General features: G+C 49.6%; 23 protein-coding genes and 1 riboswitch. Of the genes, 19 read left to right on the top strand and 4 right to left on the bottom strand.

The genetic code is table 11. The features are described from left to right. Nucleotides 1-3: 3 nt before the first annotated feature. From BLT35_RS14850 to hpaD, 8 genes are read left to right on the top strand one after another with little or no spacing between them, the layout of a single operon-like run. A complete protein-coding gene (locus tag BLT35_RS14850) occupies nt 4-792 on the top strand; it encodes an SDR family oxidoreductase (protein WP_062409694.1) in 789 nt (262 codons plus the stop codon). Between the two features lie 5 nt (nt 793-797). Further along, a complete protein-coding gene (locus tag BLT35_RS14845; RefSeq protein WP_217634717.1) occupies nt 798-1,328 on the top strand; it encodes a cupin domain-containing protein in 531 nt (176 codons plus the stop codon). Between the two features lie 27 nt (nt 1,329-1,355). After that, complete coding sequence (locus tag BLT35_RS14840; RefSeq protein ID WP_062409693.1) at nt 1,356-2,237, top strand: VOC family protein; 882 nt, start codon at nt 1,356-1,358, stop codon at nt 2,235-2,237. Between the two features lies 1 nt (nt 2,238). Further along, nucleotides 2,239-3,024: a 2-keto-4-pentenoate hydratase gene (locus tag BLT35_RS14835; protein ID WP_054818509.1), complete on the top strand. Its 786-nt coding sequence runs from the start codon at nt 2,239-2,241 to the stop codon at nt 3,022-3,024. Further along, the gene (locus BLT35_RS14830) at nt 3,024-3,929 is read left to right on the top strand and encodes an acetaldehyde dehydrogenase (acetylating) (protein WP_062409691.1); all 906 of its coding nucleotides are present in this window, start codon (nt 3,024-3,026) and stop codon (nt 3,927-3,929) included. Before BLT35_RS14835 ends, BLT35_RS14830 begins: the two co-directional genes overlap by 1 nt. A gap of 38 nt (nt 3,930-3,967) precedes the next feature. Continuing rightward, on the top strand, nt 3,968-4,972 hold the full coding sequence (gene dmpG, locus BLT35_RS14825) for a 4-hydroxy-2-oxovalerate aldolase (RefSeq protein ID WP_074728710.1): 1,005 nt from the start codon (nt 3,968-3,970) through the stop codon (nt 4,970-4,972). Nucleotides 4,973-4,989: 17 nt separating this feature from the next. Beyond that, complete coding sequence (locus tag BLT35_RS14820) at nt 4,990-5,460, top strand: flavin reductase family protein (RefSeq protein ID WP_054818510.1); 471 nt, start codon at nt 4,990-4,992, stop codon at nt 5,458-5,460. Between the two features lie 3 nt (nt 5,461-5,463). Further along, nucleotides 5,464-6,408, top strand: coding sequence for a 3,4-dihydroxyphenylacetate 2,3-dioxygenase (hpaD, locus tag BLT35_RS14815; RefSeq protein WP_062409689.1), 945 nt, complete (start codon nt 5,464-5,466; stop codon nt 6,406-6,408). A gap of 93 nt (nt 6,409-6,501) precedes the next feature. On the opposite strand, the gene BLT35_RS14810 is transcribed toward hpaD, so the two are convergent. Further along, on the bottom strand, nt 6,502-7,158 hold the full coding sequence (locus BLT35_RS14810) for a GntR family transcriptional regulator (protein ID WP_062409688.1): 657 nt from the start codon (nt 7,156-7,158) through the stop codon (nt 6,502-6,504). Between the two features lie 313 nt (nt 7,159-7,471). After that, complete coding sequence (locus BLT35_RS14805; protein ID WP_074728707.1) at nt 7,472-8,917, bottom strand: 4-hydroxyphenylacetate 3-hydroxylase family protein; 1,446 nt, start codon at nt 8,915-8,917, stop codon at nt 7,472-7,474. Nucleotides 8,918-9,135: 218 nt separating this feature from the next. Between BLT35_RS14805 and BLT35_RS14800 the strand changes: the two genes are divergently transcribed. The 3 genes from BLT35_RS14800 (at nt 9,136) to BLT35_RS14790 (ending at nt 10,860) form a co-directional block, all read left to right on the top strand. Further along, a complete protein-coding gene (locus tag BLT35_RS14800; protein ID WP_062409686.1) occupies nt 9,136-9,762 on the top strand; it encodes a TetR/AcrR family transcriptional regulator in 627 nt (208 codons plus the stop codon). 430 nt (nt 9,763-10,192) lie between these two features. Next, the gene (locus BLT35_RS14795) at nt 10,193-10,576 is read left to right on the top strand and encodes an LLM class flavin-dependent oxidoreductase (RefSeq protein WP_062409685.1); all 384 of its coding nucleotides are present in this window, start codon (nt 10,193-10,195) and stop codon (nt 10,574-10,576) included. Between the two features lie 5 nt (nt 10,577-10,581). Continuing rightward, on the top strand, nt 10,582-10,860 hold the full coding sequence (locus tag BLT35_RS14790) for an acyl-CoA dehydrogenase family protein (protein ID WP_254777570.1): 279 nt from the start codon (nt 10,582-10,584) through the stop codon (nt 10,858-10,860). 90 nt (nt 10,861-10,950) lie between these two features. Here BLT35_RS14790 and BLT35_RS14785 read toward each other — a convergent pair whose 3' ends face one another. Continuing rightward, complete coding sequence (locus BLT35_RS14785; protein WP_074728705.1) at nt 10,951-11,265, bottom strand: dehydrogenase; 315 nt, start codon at nt 11,263-11,265, stop codon at nt 10,951-10,953. 91 nt (nt 11,266-11,356) lie between these two features. Then, nucleotides 11,357-11,815 carry a cupredoxin domain-containing protein gene (locus BLT35_RS14780; protein ID WP_062409684.1) on the bottom strand — a complete coding sequence of 153 codons (459 nt, stop codon included), beginning with the start codon at nt 11,813-11,815 and terminating at the stop codon, nt 11,357-11,359. Between the two features lie 220 nt (nt 11,816-12,035). Between BLT35_RS14780 and uptA the strand changes: the two genes are divergently transcribed. The 8 genes from uptA to BLT35_RS14740 all read left to right on the top strand — a co-directional run bounded on the left by uptA (nt 12,036) and on the right by BLT35_RS14740 (nt 18,837). Further along, nucleotides 12,036-12,650 (top strand): undecaprenyl phosphate transporter UptA, encoded by a 615-nt coding sequence (gene uptA / locus BLT35_RS14775; RefSeq protein ID WP_054818516.1) that lies wholly within the window; start codon nt 12,036-12,038, stop codon nt 12,648-12,650. Nucleotides 12,651-12,752: 102 nt separating this feature from the next. Continuing rightward, nucleotides 12,753-13,319, top strand: coding sequence for a thioredoxin family protein (locus BLT35_RS14770; protein WP_054818517.1), 567 nt, complete (start codon nt 12,753-12,755; stop codon nt 13,317-13,319). A gap of 10 nt (nt 13,320-13,329) precedes the next feature. Then, a complete protein-coding gene (locus tag BLT35_RS14765) occupies nt 13,330-13,965 on the top strand; it encodes an MBL fold metallo-hydrolase (RefSeq protein ID WP_054818524.1) in 636 nt (211 codons plus the stop codon). Between the two features lie 255 nt (nt 13,966-14,220). Continuing rightward, nucleotides 14,221-14,529, top strand: a complete 309-nt coding sequence (locus BLT35_RS14760; RefSeq protein ID WP_074728703.1) for a YjcZ family sporulation protein — start codon at nt 14,221-14,223, stop codon at nt 14,527-14,529. A gap of 299 nt (nt 14,530-14,828) precedes the next feature. Further along, entirely contained in the window at nt 14,829-16,010 is a 1,182-nt protein-coding gene (locus tag BLT35_RS14755) for a YhgE/Pip domain-containing protein (RefSeq protein WP_074728700.1), read from the top strand. Nucleotides 16,011-16,114: 104 nt separating this feature from the next. After that, nucleotides 16,115-16,714 (top strand): TetR family transcriptional regulator, encoded by a 600-nt coding sequence (locus BLT35_RS14750; protein ID WP_054818519.1) that lies wholly within the window; start codon nt 16,115-16,117, stop codon nt 16,712-16,714. A 67-nt stretch (nt 16,715-16,781) separates the two neighbouring features. Continuing rightward, complete coding sequence (locus tag BLT35_RS14745; protein WP_054818520.1) at nt 16,782-17,054, top strand: hypothetical protein; 273 nt, start codon at nt 16,782-16,784, stop codon at nt 17,052-17,054. Nucleotides 17,055-17,241: 187 nt separating this feature from the next. Then, nucleotides 17,242-17,342, top strand: a riboswitch (purine riboswitch). A 61-nt stretch (nt 17,343-17,403) separates the two neighbouring features. Continuing rightward, nucleotides 17,404-18,837, top strand: coding sequence for an NAD(P)/FAD-dependent oxidoreductase (locus BLT35_RS14740; RefSeq protein ID WP_074728697.1), 1,434 nt, complete (start codon nt 17,404-17,406; stop codon nt 18,835-18,837). The last annotated feature ends 43 nt before the right edge of the window (nt 18,838-18,880 follow it).

Here is an 18,880-nt window from a genome sequence, read left to right as displayed (position 1 = left end):
GACATGCCTTTATATGGGAAAACAGCATTAATTACAGCATCCAGTTCAGGGATCGGAAAAGGAATCGCAGCCAAGCTGGCACAAGAGGGAGCAACGGTCTTTTTAAGCGGTATTGAGAAAGATCTGCTTCCGCAAACCGCAGATGACATTGCCAAATCCACCGGAGCCAAGGTTCATTATCTGATCTCTGATTTTTCGAACCCGGACTCCATTGAGGAATTAGGGCGTAAGGCGGTGGAGTCGATGGGCTCTGTCGACATTCTGGTCTATAATACAGGCGGTCCCAGACCGGGTGCATTTCTTGAATTAACCGACAAGGATTGGAGCTTTGCCTATCATCTCATTTTGGACGCGGCGATTAGACTCACGAGAATGGTATTGCCGCAGATGCAGCACAATCAGTGGGGAAGATTGATTTATATGACTTCGTCATCGGTTGTCCGGCCCTTGCCGAAGCTTCACTTATCGAATGTGATGAGGGCTGCCGTTCAAGCGCTTGCCGAATCGTTAAGCGTGGAGGTCGGTGCCCATGGGATCACAACGCATGTCGTCGCCCCGGCCCATATCGATACGGCAAGAACGAGACAGCTGGCCGTCTACAGAGCCGAACAGGCCGGCAAATCGTTTGAAGAGGTTGTAAAAGAGGATCTAAAGGGCATCCCGGTAGGCAGATACGGGAAGCCGGAGGATATTGCGGCTTTGGTAGGTTTCCTGGCTTCTGAGGAATCCTCCTTCATGACGGGATTAACGCATCTGGTAGACGGCGGCTTTACCAAAATCGGTCCCCTTTAATCGACATGAACGGAGGAAAAATGATGGAGCCCAAAATAAAGCCTTCAACGGAAAAAAAGTTCGATGATTATATGGCGAATTTAAAGAAATTGAAAAACCGCGACGATCAGAACATTTCGGAGGAGGGCCTGGTGGTTCATTCGGAGGAGGCCATTTGGCTGGACAGTAAAGTAACCGGCAATCCTGCTGAAATTGGCCTTTTACTCAATATTCCGACCAAATCGATGGAATTTTATCTGCAAAAAATACCGCCTGGCGGAAGCAGCGATTTACAAAGGCATGTCCACGAATCGATCCATTATGTGCTGCATGGCAGCGGCTACTCGGAAATCGGTAATCAAACGGTGCAATGGAGCAAAGGAGATTTTATATATACGCCGCCCTGGATCTGGCATAGACACTATAACGATGGCGCTGAGGCAGTAGAGATGCTTCTGGTTGAAAACTCCCGTCTGATGGACGGCCTGCAGGGAAATCGCCGGGACAGTCTGGGAAATATCAGCTTTAGGGAAGCATTCAAAGAATATTTTGAGTAAACCAAAACCTAAGGAGGCGGAACAAGCATGGGAGTTTTGAAATTGGCGCATGGGGTTTTAAAGGTCAACGATCTGCCGCAAAGTCTGGAGTTTTATCGTGAAGTCGTAGGCCTGCATGAAATCGGTAAACAAAACGGCATCGTCTATTTGGGCTGCGGTGCAGACAACAACTATGATTTGGCGTTAACAGAAGGCGGCAGCGGCATCAGCCATTTTGCACTGCAGGTGCATCAGGAAGATGACTTGGCTTACTTTGAGAAAAAATTGACGGAGCTCGGCGTGAGGACGAATCGGGTAACCGATGCGGAGCCCGGAGAGAAGGCAGCGCTGCAGTTCCAATCGCCAAGCGGCCACCAGATTGAACTGGTATTGGCGGAGGATCGCCCGCACTATCTGCATCCGGTTGTAGGCCGTAAACCGAGCCGGGGCATTGCGCCGCTGGATGCGGATCATATCACGCTGAATGCAAATGATGTCAAAGGGCTGGCGGGATTTTTGCGGGATACGCTGGAATTTTCAGTCGCCGACGTGTTCGAGCCGGTTGCGGGAGTGTGGGGCGCCGCGTGGACGCATGGAAGCGATTTCCACCATGATATAGCGATCGTAGGCACGCCGGATAACACGACATTGCACCATTATGCGTTCTTGGTGGCGGGGATTGACGAGATGAAACGGGCTTGTGACGTGTTGGGGCAGTACGGCTACAAAGTGGAGGCCGGTCCGGGACGCCACTCCGTAGGCGGAAACCTGTACACGTATTTCCTGGATCCAAGCGGCAACCGCATCGAATTGTCGGCCGAAATGCCACGTGCGGATAAATCGCGCGAGCTCATCAGCTGGAACGATTTCCCGACAGCCTTCAGCGCATGGGGAGCCTTCCCGCCGGAGTCCTTCGCCAAGGGGTCTTAATATGAACGAGAAACCGAATGTTCAAACCATTGCGCAATCCTTATACGACGCCTTTGAAAATAAACAGGCCATCTCCCCGATCACGGAAACTTATCCGTCATTAACGGCGGAGGACGCTTATCAAATTCAAAGGGAATTAACCAAGCTCCATCAGCAGCAGGGCAGGCAGGTCATCGGGAATAAAATCGGTTTGACCAGCGAAGGGATTCAAAAGCAGCTCCATGTATATGAGCCCGATTTTGGCGTCATGTATTCGGATTTTGCATTTGAACATGGTGCGGAAATCGATTCAAAGCGGATGATTTATCCCCGTATTGAGGCGGAAATCGCATTTCTTCTGGATAAGGACCTGAGGGGACCGAATGTGACGGCTGCGGATGTATTGGCAGCTACTAAAGCGGTTGTTCCCTCTTTTGAGATCATTGACAGCCGGATAAAGGATTGGAAAATTAAGATTTCCGATACGATTGCTGACAACGGGTCCCATTGGGGGATGGTCATAGGAAGTCAAATTTCTACCGTTGAGCGGTTGGATTTCCGTCATGTGGGGCTTGTTCTGGAAAGAGATGGAAAGATATTGGGTACAGCAGCCGGGGCTGCTGTACTCGGCCATCCTGCCCGCTCGGTCGCATGGCTGGCCAATAAACTGTCGGGATGGGGCGAAGCCTTGAAAGCGGGAAGCATTGTGCTCTCGGGTTCTCTTACACCGGCTTTTGATTTGCTTCCCGGACATTATAAGGCTTCGTTTGGCGAAGGGTTGTCAAGTGTGGAGGTGAATATAAAATAATGGAAAAACAAGTTAAAGCAGCTATCCTGGGCTCAGGAAATATCGGAACCGACTTAATGTATAAAATATTGAAAAATCCTGGTTCGTTGCAGCTATCGTTAATGTCCGGGATCGATCCGGAATCCGAAGGATTAGCCAGAGCGAAGTCGTATGGCTTGGATATCAGCATTGAGGGGATTAACGGGATTCTACAAGATCCCGATATTCAAATCGTATTTGACGCCACGAGCGCAAAGGCTCATATCCGGCATGCGAAGCTGTTGAAGGAAGCGGGAAAAATAGCGATTGATCTTACACCGGCTGCTGTGGGGCCTTATGTCGTGCCGCCTGCTAACCTGAACGATCACATGGATGCGGATAATGTGAATTTGATCACCTGCGGAGGGCAAGCGACGATTCCGCTCGTTCATGCGGTGAGTCGGGTATGCAAGGTCAAATATGCAGAAATGGTATCGACCGTTGCCAGCAGCTCGGCAGGGCCCGGTACGCGGCAAAATATCGATGAATTTACCTTTACAACAGCCCGTGGTCTGGAAGCGATCGGCGGAGCCGAAAAGGGAAAGGCGATTATCATTTTAAATCCTGCGGAGCCTCCGATCCTGATGAGAAATACCGTATATGCCGCCTATGAGCATGGTCATGAAGACGAAATTGCCGCTTCGATTGAGCAGGTCATCGCTGAAGTGCAGGAGTACGTGCCCGGATACCGTTTAACGCGGAAGCCCATTTTTGATGTGAGAGACACGCCGGAGGGCAAATGGCCAGTCGTCATCTTATTGCTGGAAATCGAAGGGGCCGGGGATTATTTGCCAAGCACGGCCGGCAATCTGGATATAATGACCTCCTCCGCTAAGCGTGTGGCAGAGGTTAAGGCAAAGTATTTATTGAAACAAGTCCTAAGCTAACCGGGGATATCCAATAAGGAGGAAGGGATGAAACGATAATGACTCCAACAAAGGTAAGGGTCATGGATACGACGCTTCGTGACGGCTCCCATGCCATTCGTCATCGATTTACGAAAGAACAGGTCCATAACATCGTGAAAGCTCTCGATGAAGCAGGCGTTCCTGTGATTGAAATCAGTCACGGCGACGGGTTGGCCGGTTCTTCCATGCAGTACGGCATGTCCCTGGTTGATGAATTTGAACTCATCGAGGAAGCGGCAAAGACCAGCAAGAACGCCAAAATAGCTTCTTTGCTGCTTCCGGGGATCGGCACGAGAAAAGAACTGAAGCAGGCTAAAGATTGCGGAATCAGCATGGTCCGAATTGCGACGCAGTGTTCGGAAGCGGATATTTCCGAGCAGCATTTTGGTTTGGCTAAGGAGCTTGGCCTCGAAACCGTAGGCTTTCTCATGATGGCCCATATGCTATCGCCGGAGGATTTGGCCAAACAAGCTAAACTAATGGAATCCTATGGAGCCGATATCGTTTATATTGTAGATTCCGCGGGAACGATGATGCCGCAAGATGTTACGGCAAGAGTGAAAGCGTTAACCGACGAATTAAAAGTCCCGATCGGCTATCACGCCCACAATAACATCGGATTGGCTATAGGGAATAGTCTGGCTGCAGTGGAAGCCGGCGCCGCCTGCATTGATGCAAGCACAAGCGGCCTGGGGGCCGGCTCCGGCAATACACAGACGGAGGTGCTTGTGGCCGCGCTCTCCAAGGTAGGCTGCGAAACCGGAATTGATTTATTTAAGATCATGGATGCTGCAGAATATATAGTTCAACCCATGATGGAGTATCCGATGACGATTAACCGTGATGCCTTGACCATCGGCTATACGGGATTATATTCCACTTTTTTAATGCATGCCAAAAAGGCTGGGGAAAAATTCAATATCGATCCGAGGGAGATCCTGCTGGAGTTGTCCCGACGCAAGGCTGTTGCCGGACAAGAAGATTGGATTTTGGATGTTGCTGCAGAATTGGCGAATCGATAGAACAAAGGAGAATGGGCATGATCGACCCCAGGGAGTTTAGAAATACGCTCGGAAGATTTGCTTCCGGAATTACTATTGTGAGCACGGTTCAGGAAGGTGAAGTGCATGGGATGACGGCGAATGGCTTCGTTTCGGTCTCCCTGGATCCTCCGCTTGTGCTCGTTTCCATTGATCATAAAACCAGGATGCACCAGATACTGCCTCAAACGAAAACGTACGGAATTAGCATTTTGATGCACGATCAGCAGCAGGTATCACAGCATTTTGCCGGCCGCCCGCAGGAAAGCACGCCTGAATTTTTCTGGCATAATGACATTCCATTGATACAAGATTCGTTGGCTTATATCGTTTGCGATGTGGTGGATGAGCATCCGGCAGGGGATCATACCCTGTATATAGGTCGAGTGAACTGGATTTCGTATCGAGAGGAAGAACCGTTGATTTTTTATGGGGGAAAATATCGTTCGTTAACTAAGCTGGAGGTGTAGACATTGATTCTAAGACTGGGACATTGCGAATTGTTTGTAACCGATATGCAAAGAGCGCGGGAATTTTACATTGATATTCTTGGCTTTAGAGAGCACGATTCCGACAAAGATCATATTTATCTACGCGGAGTAGATGAATTCGACCTTCATACCCTGACCTTGACCAAAAGCAAAACCGGTGGCTTGGGTCACTTTGCGCTTCGGGTCTCCGATCCGGAAGATTTGGACCGACTGGAGGATCATCATAAACGTCTTGGGGTTCCAACCCTGATGGTTCCGGAAGGTACGGAGCCCGGGCAAGGCCGAGCTCTGCGTATTGTTGAGCCGAATGGCCATCCGATCGAGTTTTACCATGCTATGCAGCAGGTCAACGTTTACAATCCACAGGGTGGACTGAACCATCTGCCTATGCGTGCAACGCACCGCGATAGAGGAATTCCGCCGTTGCGAATCGATCATATGAATATTCGCGTGGCCAACGTGGATCAAGCCCTGAAATATTGGAGAGATGAGCTGTCCTTCAGCGTATCGGAATATGTGGAGAAGGATAATGGTACCTTTGCCGCTTGGACAAGACGCTGTCAGGGCACCCATGATGTGGCGCTGGTTCAATCCGCTTCAGGAGCCGGCTTGCATCATGTGGCTTATACGGTTCAGGGACCGGCTGAAATTATCCGGACGGCGGATCTTCTGGCGGATGCCGGCTACCAGGATGCGATTGAGTTTGGCCCCGGACGACACGGATTGAGTAATGCCTTCTTCTTATATATCCGCGATTTTGACGGCAATCGAACCGAAATTTATACGGGAGATTATTCAAGAGATATCGATTTGCCGCCGGTAAAATGGACTTGGGAGGAATACGACAAAAGAGGAAGACTGTGGTGGGGCCCGTCTTATCCGGAACGATTCCTGGAGGTCTCTCCGGTCAATAATCAATGGATTTAATGGCACCTCGCTTAAGCAGATTTGAAATTAGCAGGGCCTGCAGGTTAGGGCATAGACTGAAAAGTCTTTGCCCTTATTTGAATCAAGACATAGTTAATTTAAAATTTTTGAGTTGCCTACGATCGTGGCAAATTTCATAATATGGCTTTCCATAATGGCGCGGGCCCCTTTAGGATCGCGCATTTTTATTTTATCGATGATATTTTTATGCTCTTCAATCGTTTGCGTTGCGTCATGTTCAAACAAAGACACATTAATTAAATAAAAATCGTTCAGATCCCATTGATTTTTGGTCAGATTGTATATTTTTTCGGAACGGGCCATTTTAAGTATGGCATGATGAAGCTTTCTGTTAATTACGAAGTACTCATCTTTTGCAAAGTTTTCTTTCGTAACCAACTGATGCAATTCGTTATTGATTTGATATAACTGTTCGACTTCCGAATCCAGACGGCGCTCTGCCGCTAACTGGGCGGCCATGCCTTCGAGAACCATGACGAACAAGAAATGGTCGTGCATTTGTTCTTTGGTGTAATTAACGACCCGACAACCGGTTTGAGGCACAATTTCCACAAAATTTTCAAGCTCCAACTTTTTTAATGCATCAATAATCGGTCTTCTCGAATATCCCAGTTCCTTTGCGGTTTCAATGACGGAGATTTCTTCCCCGAATTTCCATCGGCCATTCTTTAAGCTTTTCTTTATATATTCATAAGCATGATTCGTTTTGGACAAATTGACATCTTCCAAGGTATTCGATCCTCCAAATGAAAAGTTCACCGATTCGTTGAGAAGGCTTTCATAATGCGGGATGGTCTCAACACATTCGGATGTCGGCCTATAGGGCAAAAGACTAATATCTTATATGCTAATATCTTACCTTAAATAAAAGCTTTGGGCAACTATCATTTAAATTTGGCCGGCCGTATGAAATCTAGCGTTCCCCTCATCGTCGGCGGTCTGCGTTATTTGCTTGCCCTAAGCAAAGCTGACTGCTTTCTCTCCTTCGCTTTGCCTGAATAACGGCCGTCGACGTGAGTGGGAATCGACCGGTATTTCGGTATTACCCTCCTTCTTTGCTCGATTCTTTCAATAATTTCCAAACCGGATCGACTAACAGCTCTTTTTCGAACTTCACATATTGGCTGGCATAGGCACGTACCGGATCGCCGGCATAAAATCGCTCATACAGCTCATGACGGGAGCCGAGCGGACTTCCTATCAAATCCCAGGCTAATTTAAACAGCTGCACTTTTTTCTCCGCACTGACAGAAGTCCCTTCAAAGTACAAATGCATCAGATTGGAGATCGGTCCATAGAAATCTTCCATGCTGGACGGCACTTGGACAAACCCGCCGCCGCCTACTTGCTGTAAAATCTCAATGGCTCTCGGGTAATATTTCGTTCCAATATTCCTTGCCGTATCAATGAATGATATCTCAGGCACCAGAACTCCGGATTCATCCGGCCTCGCCATCGTTTCGGAGGCGATGACCAGCGCCTTCATCACATCAATTTGCGTTATTAATTCGCCCAATTTCTCCTGAATATGCAAAAAACCCTGAACGCCAATCGATTCCGCAATGGCAAAGGCAACCCCGGTAACAAATTCGAGCTTGGATACAAACCGGACAACCGTCTGATGGAAGGCGAGCGAATTTGCCGTCTTGTTGCCCCGAAGCTTCAGGACATTGTCGGGATTTCCATACAGCAGCACCCGTTCCCAAGGAATAAACACGTCGTCAAAAAACAATACGGCGTCCATTTCCTCATAACGCGAACTCAATATATGATCTTGCGGTCTCTGACTGGCAAACGACTCCCGGCAAATAATATGCAGTCCATCGGAATGAGCCGGAACCAGTAAAATATGCGCATGCTTGCTGTCTTTTGCCTCGAAATTCAAGAACGAAAAAATAATGAAATCGTGTGTGTATGGCGCACCGGTTGCAATCATTTTGGCACCGCGAACGACAATGCCATCGCTCGTTTCCTTTACAACATGGAGAAACCGTTCGTTTATACGGCTGTCATCCAAACCGTTGGAACGGTCGATTTGAGGATCTAATATAGCCGTTGTCAGGAACAAATCCCGGTCCCGTGCTTCTTTGTAATAGTTGGTTATTTTGGACTCGAAATGCGGATCAAGCAGTCCAAGCTGCTTTCTGGCCGCATACCAGCCCGTGATCATAGACCGGCCATAATCGGATATCCGGCTCATCATTCCGTTGGTTTCTCTGGCCCAGCAATCAAAACTGGTTCTGCGCTTCAATAAATCCTGGGGGGTATAAGGCACAAGAAAGGAGGCGTGAGCAAACTTGCTGCCGCCGGGCGGAACAAATCCGATCGTTTCCCTGACGCCTGGCACATCGAGCATATTAAATAATCGTTGGAGTGTTTCCAGCGTACCTTTGAATGCCTGATGCTTTGGCAAATTGCTGACCAGTGCTCCATCCAGCCAAATCTTGCGGCCATCATTTAAACTTTTGACAAATTGTTCTCCTCGCAAAAGCTTACACAACTCCTTATAAAAAAAATGTAAACAAAACCTATTGATAAACTAGGGTTAATATGTTTTTATTATAGCTGTATTGTAAATTCCAGCAATCGACAGTTGATGCACATAAGTTTGATAAACAACTAAATATAAAGAAGTGTTGGTAAAAGAACATTTAAACCACAAATAGGGATGAATTGAGCAGAAACCATTTGATGGAGGGATGAAGCATGCGAACCGACTTTACCAGTCTGGACCGTCGTATTTACCGAACTCGGCTGATGATTCAGGAATCGTTGATTTCGCTTATTTTGGAAAAAGGCTTTGAGAGAATATCGGTTAAAGATATTGCCGATCATGCGAATGTCAACCGATCGACCTTTTATGCCCATTATCAGGATAAATTCGATTTGTTAGATACCATCATTGAGGAAAAACTGGCTCTGCTGTCCAAGCTGTTTAAAGAAACCGGCCCGCAGGTCGAGTCTCGCTTGTTGAAGTTCGATGAGCCGGATCCTTATTTTGTCGTATTATTTAATTACATGGCCGATAGTGCAAGGTTCTACAAGGTGATGTTTACTTTCCTGGAGCAGGAGAGGTTTAAGCTGAAAATGCAAGAGGTGATCCGGGAAGCGCTTTACGACCGGATTTCCAGGTTGAGAATGGAGCAGAAGCTCTCGGTTCCGCTTGATATCGTCCTCGACTACGCAAGCTCGTCCGTGATGGGAGTAGCGGAAAATTGGGTCAAAAAAGATATCATTTATTCACCGCATCACATGGCTCTGCAGCTGACGCGGCTTGCTTCGCTCGGTATTTATAAAGCCATCGGCATGGAGGATAACGGAAGACAAAACTAAAAAAATGATGTTTAAACAACACAAAATCCATTTCTGTTTTACTGCTGAGACTGTCTCAACAGTATTTTTATTTGCAACGGCAATTTATTACGACACCGCGGTAATTTGATGAATCATATACGTCATCTCGTCACGCCTATTTCGAATCGGGAAGCAAAAAATCATTTTCTCAACGATCTGACAGCCCCACGTCTAGGGTATGCTTACTCAATTGAAGCGTCTCCCAATGAAAGTTGGCTGGATAAACAAAGGTATTTCCTAAAGTAGTTTATTTACGAAATGTACAACAAATATCGACAAAATGTTGCATAGACTTCATTCGGACGAATATTGTTCGTTGAATTAAAGCTTGCGTCTGCCTATACTGAGTGTACATTATTCATATAATACCTACTTATTTAGTTGGGTTAATATGGAGAGGAGGAATCGTATGACATTACAATTTGCCTACTGGGTACCTAGTGTTAGCGGAGGAATCGTGAAATCGAACGGTTCGAGGAAAGCGGACTGGTCATTTGAGGCAAACAAAAGGTATATACAAGCGGCTGAAAACGCGGGATTCAAGTATGCATTCTTCCTGTCTCGCTTTTTTTCCGAAGATGGGGGCGAGAACCAGCTGGAAGCTTTGGCTTTGGCGGCTTCGCTTGCTCCGGTTACCAGAAACATACGATTAGTCACGCAAGTTTTGTCAGGCCTGTGGCACCCCGGTGTGGTGGCAAAAGCCCTTTCAACGTTGGATCATATCAGCAGCGGAAGAGCGGGAATCAACCTAGCGAGCGGTTCGTCCAGGTTGAGAAGGCGGCGAATAAAGTAGATGAAGTGTGGGCCAAAGAATTCAGTTTAACCGAAGAGGAACGTGGGGAATGTGCTGTACTCGTGGCGGCGGCCAATGTGGCTGCCGGAAAAGCCGGGCTGGACATCAGCAATCGCATTTTCGAAGTGATGGGATCGCGCTCAACTGCGTCCAAATACGGCTTTGACCGGTTCTGGCGAAATATCCGCACCCATACCCAGCATAATCCTGCTGAGTATAAGCTTAGGAATATCGGCAACTGGGTATTAAATGACGAATTTCCGAAAAGCGGATATTACTCCTGATGGAATGACAGAAGCAAGGCCCCCTTTGCAAGCACGGAAGGGCAGTAAGGCGTCCTTCAGGGCGAAAGAAAAGACCGACGCGCTGTTGCGTCAGCCCCCGAAGGATTCCCGGAACGCTCTGCCGAGCACCCCCGGCTCCACGTTCCATAAGGCGGCGATTTCGCCGCATACGTTTTCATCGAACCAATCCGCCAGTACTTTGCGGTTGCTGCCGTTCTCGACAATATAAGGGAGGTTCAGCAGCACCTTTTTATAATACAGTTCATCCGCCTGCTTGATCAGATGGGGGGTTATATATCCCCCCATTTTTTTTCGTGCCCGGTACAGCTCCCGGCTGCACGTGCGGCGGATGAGCCGTGCGGATGGAAGTTGTTGGTTGTGCTTCATTTTGTTTCCTTGATTCATGAGTCCGGCACCTCCTTCCTTGCTTTATGCTATGCGCAAGGAGGCGGTACGGGTACTCACGGAGCGGCCCCCGCTGTTGCCGTTTCCCAAGTTATTCGTCCACCACCAAATATCCGATCATCGGGCCGTTATGAGCGATATCGGGGTGTGTCAGGCATATGATCCTGTAGATGCCGGGTTTATCGGCACGGAAGGAAACAACGGTTTCCTGACCTTTTTTCACTTCGCCTTTAATGTTCATTCCGTCAATGATAAAGGGATGGCTCGCTCCGTTTACGCCGTAAATGCTCAGGCGGATGCGTTCCCCCTTTTTCACGTAAATGGTACCGGGGTCCCACCGATACGCTTCAATCGTCTTGCCGTCCGGTCCCGTCGATTTGAATTCACCTGTCACCAGATTGACGGTTCGTTCCGGAGCGTCGGGACTCATGACGGTGCGGATCTCGTCCTGCTCCCAGAAGAGCAGTGCGGCAGAGGCCAGCAGCAAGGCGGCGGCTCCGATTTTGAGTGCTTTTATTCTTTTTTTGCTTACCACGAATATTTTGGTCATGAGCATCACCTGTAGGAATTAGGATCGTTTGTACCAATGTATGCGGGAACTTGTCTGATCATGACACGGCCGAATTCCGGAGCTTCCGGACAGATGAAGCGGCGGCACTGTTATTGCAGGAGCATTGGAGGATGCGGCATGCATAAGAGTGTGCTAGAATAAAATAGGCTAATAATAGACAAGAACAGAAATTTGTGAAGAAAAGAAAGAGGCTGGAGAAATGAGTGAGCTGCTCCATGAACTGGTGCTTTCGGCGTTAAGGTTTGTTGAGGGATTGGGCGTTTGGGGGATTTTGATCGGCCTGATGCTGGAAGTCATTCCGAGTGAGATTGTGCTGGCCTATGCCGGTTATCTGATCTCGCGCGGGGAGATCTCATTGATCGGAGCCATCGTGTTCGGACTCCTCGGGTGTTTGTTCCAGCAGATCATTCTGTACTGGATCGGACGCTACGGCGGCCGGCCGGCATTGGACAAGTTCGGCAAATTTTTGCACCTGAAAAAAAAGCATCTGGATATCGCGGAGGACTGGTTCAATCGCTACGGTCCGGTCATGGTGTTTCTGGCCCGTTTCATCCCGGTGCTGAGGCAGGCGATTTCCATCCCTGCGGGCATGGCGCGTATGCCGTTGGCCAAGTTTATGTTCTATACTACGCTCGGGACGATCCCATGGGTCATCATTTTTGTTTATCTCGGACGCTCTCTGGGGGATAATTGGGAGCAGATCAATCAGGTGGCTGGCCCGTATGTGAAGCCCTTGATTTTTGCAGCTATCGTTGTGGCGGCGGTGTATATTATCATCAAATGGATAAAGCGCAGCAAAGCTGTGCCAAGATAAGGAAATGATCATGCTTGTTTGGTCCCCGTTCCGGTTGGAGGGGGGACTTTTTTTTTGGTACAATAATCCATAGCAGCACATTTGAAGGAGGAATGGATTCCGATGAGCAAAAACTTAAGCAGCAAGCTTCGCAAAGGGCTGTCCCCGCAGCAGTTTATCGACGGGATGACCAAGAATCAGGATAAATTCAAAGAGTGGTACGATCTGTTCAAGTGGGAGGATGAAGAGGATAAGGCGTTTTTTGAATCGCTGAACAACCGCGATGACCTCCGCTGCCTTATTCTGGCTGCTGATTGGTGCGGCGATGTGGTGCGCAATGTGCCGGTCGTATTCCGCGCTTTGGAGATTTCCGGCATCCCGACGGAAGTTCTGATCAAAGAGGAGCATCCCGATGTGATGGAGCAATTTCTGACCATGGGCGGAGAGGCGATTCCGATCGTCATTTTCACGGATTTCAGCGGATTTGTGCTGGGACAGTGGGGACCGCGTCCGAAGCATGTGCAGGAGGTTATGATCAAATTCAAACAAGAGAATCCGGACCGTGAAGCTGCGGATTATCAAGATAAAATCAAAATTGCGCGTGAGGAAATGGGCCGTCAGTACGGTGAGGGGACCGGTTACCAGACCGTCATCGTAAAAGAACTGCGCGAGCTGCTGTCCTCCTTCTGAGCCGATGACGATGGAAACGAAGGAACTTGTCATTGAGTCGTTCTCTCTGGGTCCTCTGCAGACGAATGCGTATTTGATCTCGCTCCCCGGCGAGAACAAAGCGGTTGTCATCGATCCCGGCATGAATCCCAATCCGCTGCTCAAACGCGTGGCCGACATGGAGATTGAAGCGATTCTGCTTACACATGCCCATTTTGATCATATAGGCGGGGTAGAAGAGCTGCGCCGTTTAAAGGGCTGCCCTGTCTATTTGCATGACGACGAGGCGGATTGGCTGGTGGATCCGAAGAAAAACGGATCGGCCAGGTGGCCTGATGTTACCGGACCGATCACTACCGCTCCTGCCGAGTACTCGCTGGCCGACGGGCAAAATTTATCGGTACTGGGCAGCAGCTTCAAGGTGTTCCATACCCCAGGCCATTCCCCGGGAAGCGTCAGCTTTCTCTACGGCAAGCATTTGTTCGGCGGTGACGTCTTGTTCAAGCTGTCCGTGGGACGTACGGACTTGCCGGGCGGGAGTCATCAGGAGCTGCTGGATTCGATCCACGGCAAGCTGTTCGAACTGCCGGACGATACCATTGTATACCCGGGCCACGGCCCGAGGACCAGCATTGGCTATGAACGGGAGCATAATCCGTATGTCTAATCCAAGGCGTCTTTCATTCTGCCGGAAACAGCAGAATGGGACGCTTTTTTCCTGCCTTGACCGATGGCGGTAAATGTCTATTTTTCTCCCGGGCATAGGTGAACACCGTGCTCCCGTTGGGTATCTCTCCATAGACTAATGGTGTGTTCAAGTAAGGCAAGTAACGAGTTCCCGGGAACGCTTGAATGCGCAAAAACACAAGAAATGAAGCTGGCTTCTTGTGCTTTCGTCAAATCTTATGGAGGTGTTCGCCTTATGGAAAAGTATCAACCTACCGCTGTACCAAAAACGCATGTCGGTCCGACGGCCTATGCTCCGCTATCGAATGTAGGCCCGAACATAGGTCCGATGCCGACGTACGTATCGCCCGTATCGCTGCCGCAGCCTGTATATCCCGCGCCGATCAACGTGCATGCCAGCTACGAGGAGATCAACATCTATACACCGAAAAAACATCACCATCATCATTGGCATGGACACGGCTATACTTCAGCGGCTCTCATTTTGGTGCTCTTCATCCTGCTGGTCATTATTCTGCGCAGCAAGCACAGGCATTGTCATTGACGCTTCTTAAGCGCAGGCGGTAACGCGCGGTAACGAATACCGGCTCCACCGCCACTGCGTCAAGGCTCCCTGCGGCAGCGAAAAAGTCAATACAGTTTATGTCGGTGTTGACTCCGCGGCTACTATAAATGGCATTCGGTCATTTACAGGAGAACAGGGAGCCTTGCGAGGGTGGATCGGATACCCGAACAAATCCCTGTAGTAAGGTATTGACAATAGGGAAGATATTTCATATGATTCAAACAAACGTTTAATTAAAATAAGCATTTAACATATATACATAAGAGGAGAGAAAGACCATGCTTCAAGCTTTACAAGCGTATTTGAAAAAGCCGGCTACGAAGATAGGAATCATGACGGCGATGATGTTTCAAATTATATTCAGCCTGATTTGGATGACCGGATATGAAGGCGTGAACGATAATACGAAGCAACTGAAAATCGCCGTCGTGAACGATGACCCCGGTTTCGGACGAAAAGTGGAAGAGCAGTTGACAAAATCACTGCCCTTTCAATTGATCAGCGAACGCTCTGCGGACAAAGCCAAGGAAATGCTGAACGGGCGTGAGGTACAGATGGTGCTGCATATTCCTGCGGAATTTACCAAGCAGCTGCAGACCCCTGGTCAGCAAGCGAAGATCAACTATACCATCAACGAGTCCAATCCGGCCCTGATCAAGAGCATGATGCAGAGTGTTGCCGGCGGCGTGACGGCCTCGGTGGGCAAAGAAGCGGCGATAGCGGGCGCTCAAGCTATTCTGGTACAAGCCCATATTCCTGCGCAAGAAGCAGCGGCTATGGCCCGGGGATTGACCGATAAGGTGGCCGCGAATCTCGAATTTACAAATCCGGTTCAGGGGATGCACAACCAAATGATCCCGATGATGATGGTGCTTGCTTCATTCGTCGGCGCAATGATTATGGGTATGAATCTGCAGCAGGCAACGGGGATGCTCGGAGCGGGTTATTCCAAATGGAGCAAATTCGGCGCCCGCGTCTTCATCAATGCGGTGTCCGCCGTCATGATTGCACTGGTCGGTTCCTCGCTGGTGGTTGCTTTGGGTGGACAAATGGGTTCCGGTTTCCTGGCCTTCTGGCTGTTCCAGGCCTTGTTCCTGATGACATTCATGTTTTTCTCGCAAATGTTTTTGATCGTTTTCGGCATGGCGGGTATGCTCTTTAATATCTCCATGCTATCGATTCAACTGGTGTCTTCCGGCGCTATGGTTCCGCGTGAGCTCCTGGGCGGCTTTTACTTTACCATCAGCCAATACCTGCCGGCTACTTATGCGGTAGAGGGTGCTATGAACCTGTTATTCGGAGGTCCGGGAACGGCGCGTGATATCGGTGCACTGGCTCTCATCATGACCGTCTGCGCGGCGGTCGGGCTTCTGGCAACAGGCCTGCGTAAGGAAACCGGAACGATTCCGGACGCAGCGGAACATTCGAAGACAGCGAATACCGCAGCAACGGGGGCTTGAAATATGACGGGGCCGGCAGGCAGTCATCCTGCCGGCCTTTGGCTTGCACTCTATGGGGGAAAGTTACATAATGAAATTAAAAGAATCCGGTAAGGAGATGCATTATGATACAGACCGAGTCCGATATGAAGATCCGCATACTGCTTTCGGCCAAGAAGCTATTTGCACAACAAGGCTTTGACGGTACCAGTGTACGGCAAATCTGTGAGGAAGCGGGCGCTAATGTTGCTCTCATCTCCTATTATTTCGGGGGCAAAGAAAAGGTGTTTCGGGCGATTTTCGAATCCTTCTTTCCCGGTCACCGGTTGGCCCAGTTTGAGGGCGTTTTCAAAGATCCGGTGGAGGGGCTGAAGCTGCTCGTTCATGAGATCATCCACTTCAGCATGACGGACATGGAGCTCAGCACCATTGTACAGCAGGAAATTATGATGAATTCTCCGCGCAAGCCGATCGTTACCTCGTTTACTTATCCCGTTTGGTTCAAGGTTCGGGAGCTGTTGGAAAAAGGGCGAGAGGAAGGCCGGTTTCAATTTGATTCGCTTGATCATGCCCTCATGACGGTCATCGGAATGATTCTGGTTCACAAGAAATATGATTCGTTTCAACCGCTTCTTTCAAATACACACCACGATCCGTGTTCGACTGCAAAGCAGAGCTGGGAATTTATTTTGCGGGCCCTCGGGGCATCCGGGTCATCCGCCTAAACCGTCCGGGCTTATTGCTGCATACAATAAATTGAGATTCGGAGGAACGATTAGAGGGTGATTGAATATGTTGAACAGGTTCCCTGCGGTCATCCGCAACGTGAACGAAGGTCTCGATGAAGTCATCAGCGCGCTGGATAAAATGAGTTCTATCTACCAGTCGGCGGAGCAAATGTCTCCGGTCTTAAAAAAAATAGCCCGGCTGATTAACGAATCACAAGCGGCAGCCGGAAAGCCGCTGAAGCTGAACGGTACGAGAAACGGGAGAAGCTCTGTCTCCGCAGGAAGGAAAAGAAAGCGCCAAACAAGCCGCAGACCGAAAACGAAAAGGTGGATGTAAACGGGAAGGAAAGTGACGACAGATCACTTTCCTTCTTTCGTGTGATGACAAAAACATTCGGCTTTCGGGTTAAATGTTATATCGGCAAACGGAATTGATCCGAATAATGCAAGATGAACACGAACATTTTTGCGATATGCCATTGACAATATTCAAGAATTGACTTATGATTCTGTTGTGTTCAAAACCTAATATTTACTCTACCGATCGTATATCCTTGACAATATGGGTCAAGGGTTTCTACCAAGGAACCGCAAATTCCTGGCTACGAACAGGGCGCTTTGCCGCACCCTTTCGAAGCCGGGATTTTTTGGTTTGCGTTCATTATGCTAAGGAGGCACACTCACTCATGAACAAACGATACGATGTTATTATTGTCGGAGCCGGACCGGCCGGAATTTTCGCAGCGTACGAGCTGACATTGAAAGCGCCTCAGCTCAAGGTGCTGCTGATTGATAAAGGGCACGATATTGACAGCAGAAGATGTCCCATCCTAGAGGAGAAGATTCAGCTGTGTCCGCCGCCTGCAGGCAAAAAGGAGTACGCCGGCTGTTTACCGGCCTGTTCGATTACCGCCGGTTTCGGCGGAGCCGGGGCGTACAGCGACGGCAAGTTCAACATTACGACCGAATTCGGCGGCTGGCTGACGGATTATCTCCCTCCATCGCGTGTGCTCGATTTGATCCGCTATGTGGACGCCATCAATCTCAAACACGGGGCGACGGAGAACGTAACCGATCCGACCACTCCAGTGGTCCGCTCCATAGAACAGCGGGGTTATGCGGCCGGGCTGAAGCTGCTGAGGGCTCAGGTAAGGCATCTGGGCACCGAGCAAAACCTGGAAATCCTGCGCTCCATCAGCGCCTACTTGAAAACCAAAATCGATATGCAGTTCAAGACGGAGGTAGCCGATCTGTTGACGACAAAGACGGAGGACGGGCACCGTATCCAAGGTATCGTCCTCAAAAACGGTGAAGAAGTTGAAGCCGACAAGGTGCTGGTCGCTCCCGGCCGGGACGGATCGGCCTGGCTCACCGAGGTGCTGCGCAAGCGCCGTCTCAAAATGTATAACAATCAGGTGGACGTAGGTGTGCGTGTGGAAACGTCCGATGTGGTGATGCATGAAATCAACGAGCATTTATACGAAGGAAAATTCATCTTCAATACGTCGGTCGGTACGCGCGTACGCACCTTCTGCAGCAATCCGTCCGGCCATGTGGTCGTTGAAAATCATTCCGGAGTGATGGCCGCTAACGGCCATGCCTATAAAGACCCTGCGCTCGGCTCAACCAATACGAACTTCGCGCTGCTGGTGTCGCACCGGTTTACGGAGCCGTTCGATAAGCCGAATGAGTATGCGCGGGAAATATGCAAGCGGGCCAACGATTTATCCGGCGGCGGGGTCATCGTACAGAAATACGGCGATATTATCCGGGGCAGACGTTCCACGGAAACGAGAATCAAGGAGGGCTTTTTGGAGCCGACGCTCAAAGAAGCGGTGCCGGGCGATCTGGGTTTGGTGCTTCCTTACAATACGATGAAGAGCCTGATTGAGATGGTGGAGGCGCTGGACAAGGTGACTCCGGGCATTGCGTCCGAGCACACATTGTTCTACGGTGTAGAAGCCAAGTTTTACTCGGCAAGGCCCAAGCTTACCGAGCGCCTGGAGACGGAGATCGAGGGCTTGTACTGCGGAGGGGACGGCGCAGGCGTGACCCGGGGGCTGGCGCAAGCGGGCGCGGCAGGCGTATGGGTCGCCCGCAGCATGATCGAAAAAATATAGAAGCCAAACAAAGCCGAGGGCGGTGCAATTCCCCTCGGCTTTG

Source organism: Paenibacillus naphthalenovorans (assembly GCF_900099895.1).
In the GTDB taxonomy this organism is placed as follows: Bacteria; Bacillota; Bacilli; order Paenibacillales; family NBRC-103111; genus Paenibacillus_G; species Paenibacillus_G naphthalenovorans.
This window is presented reverse-complemented; position numbering and strand designations above follow the sequence as displayed.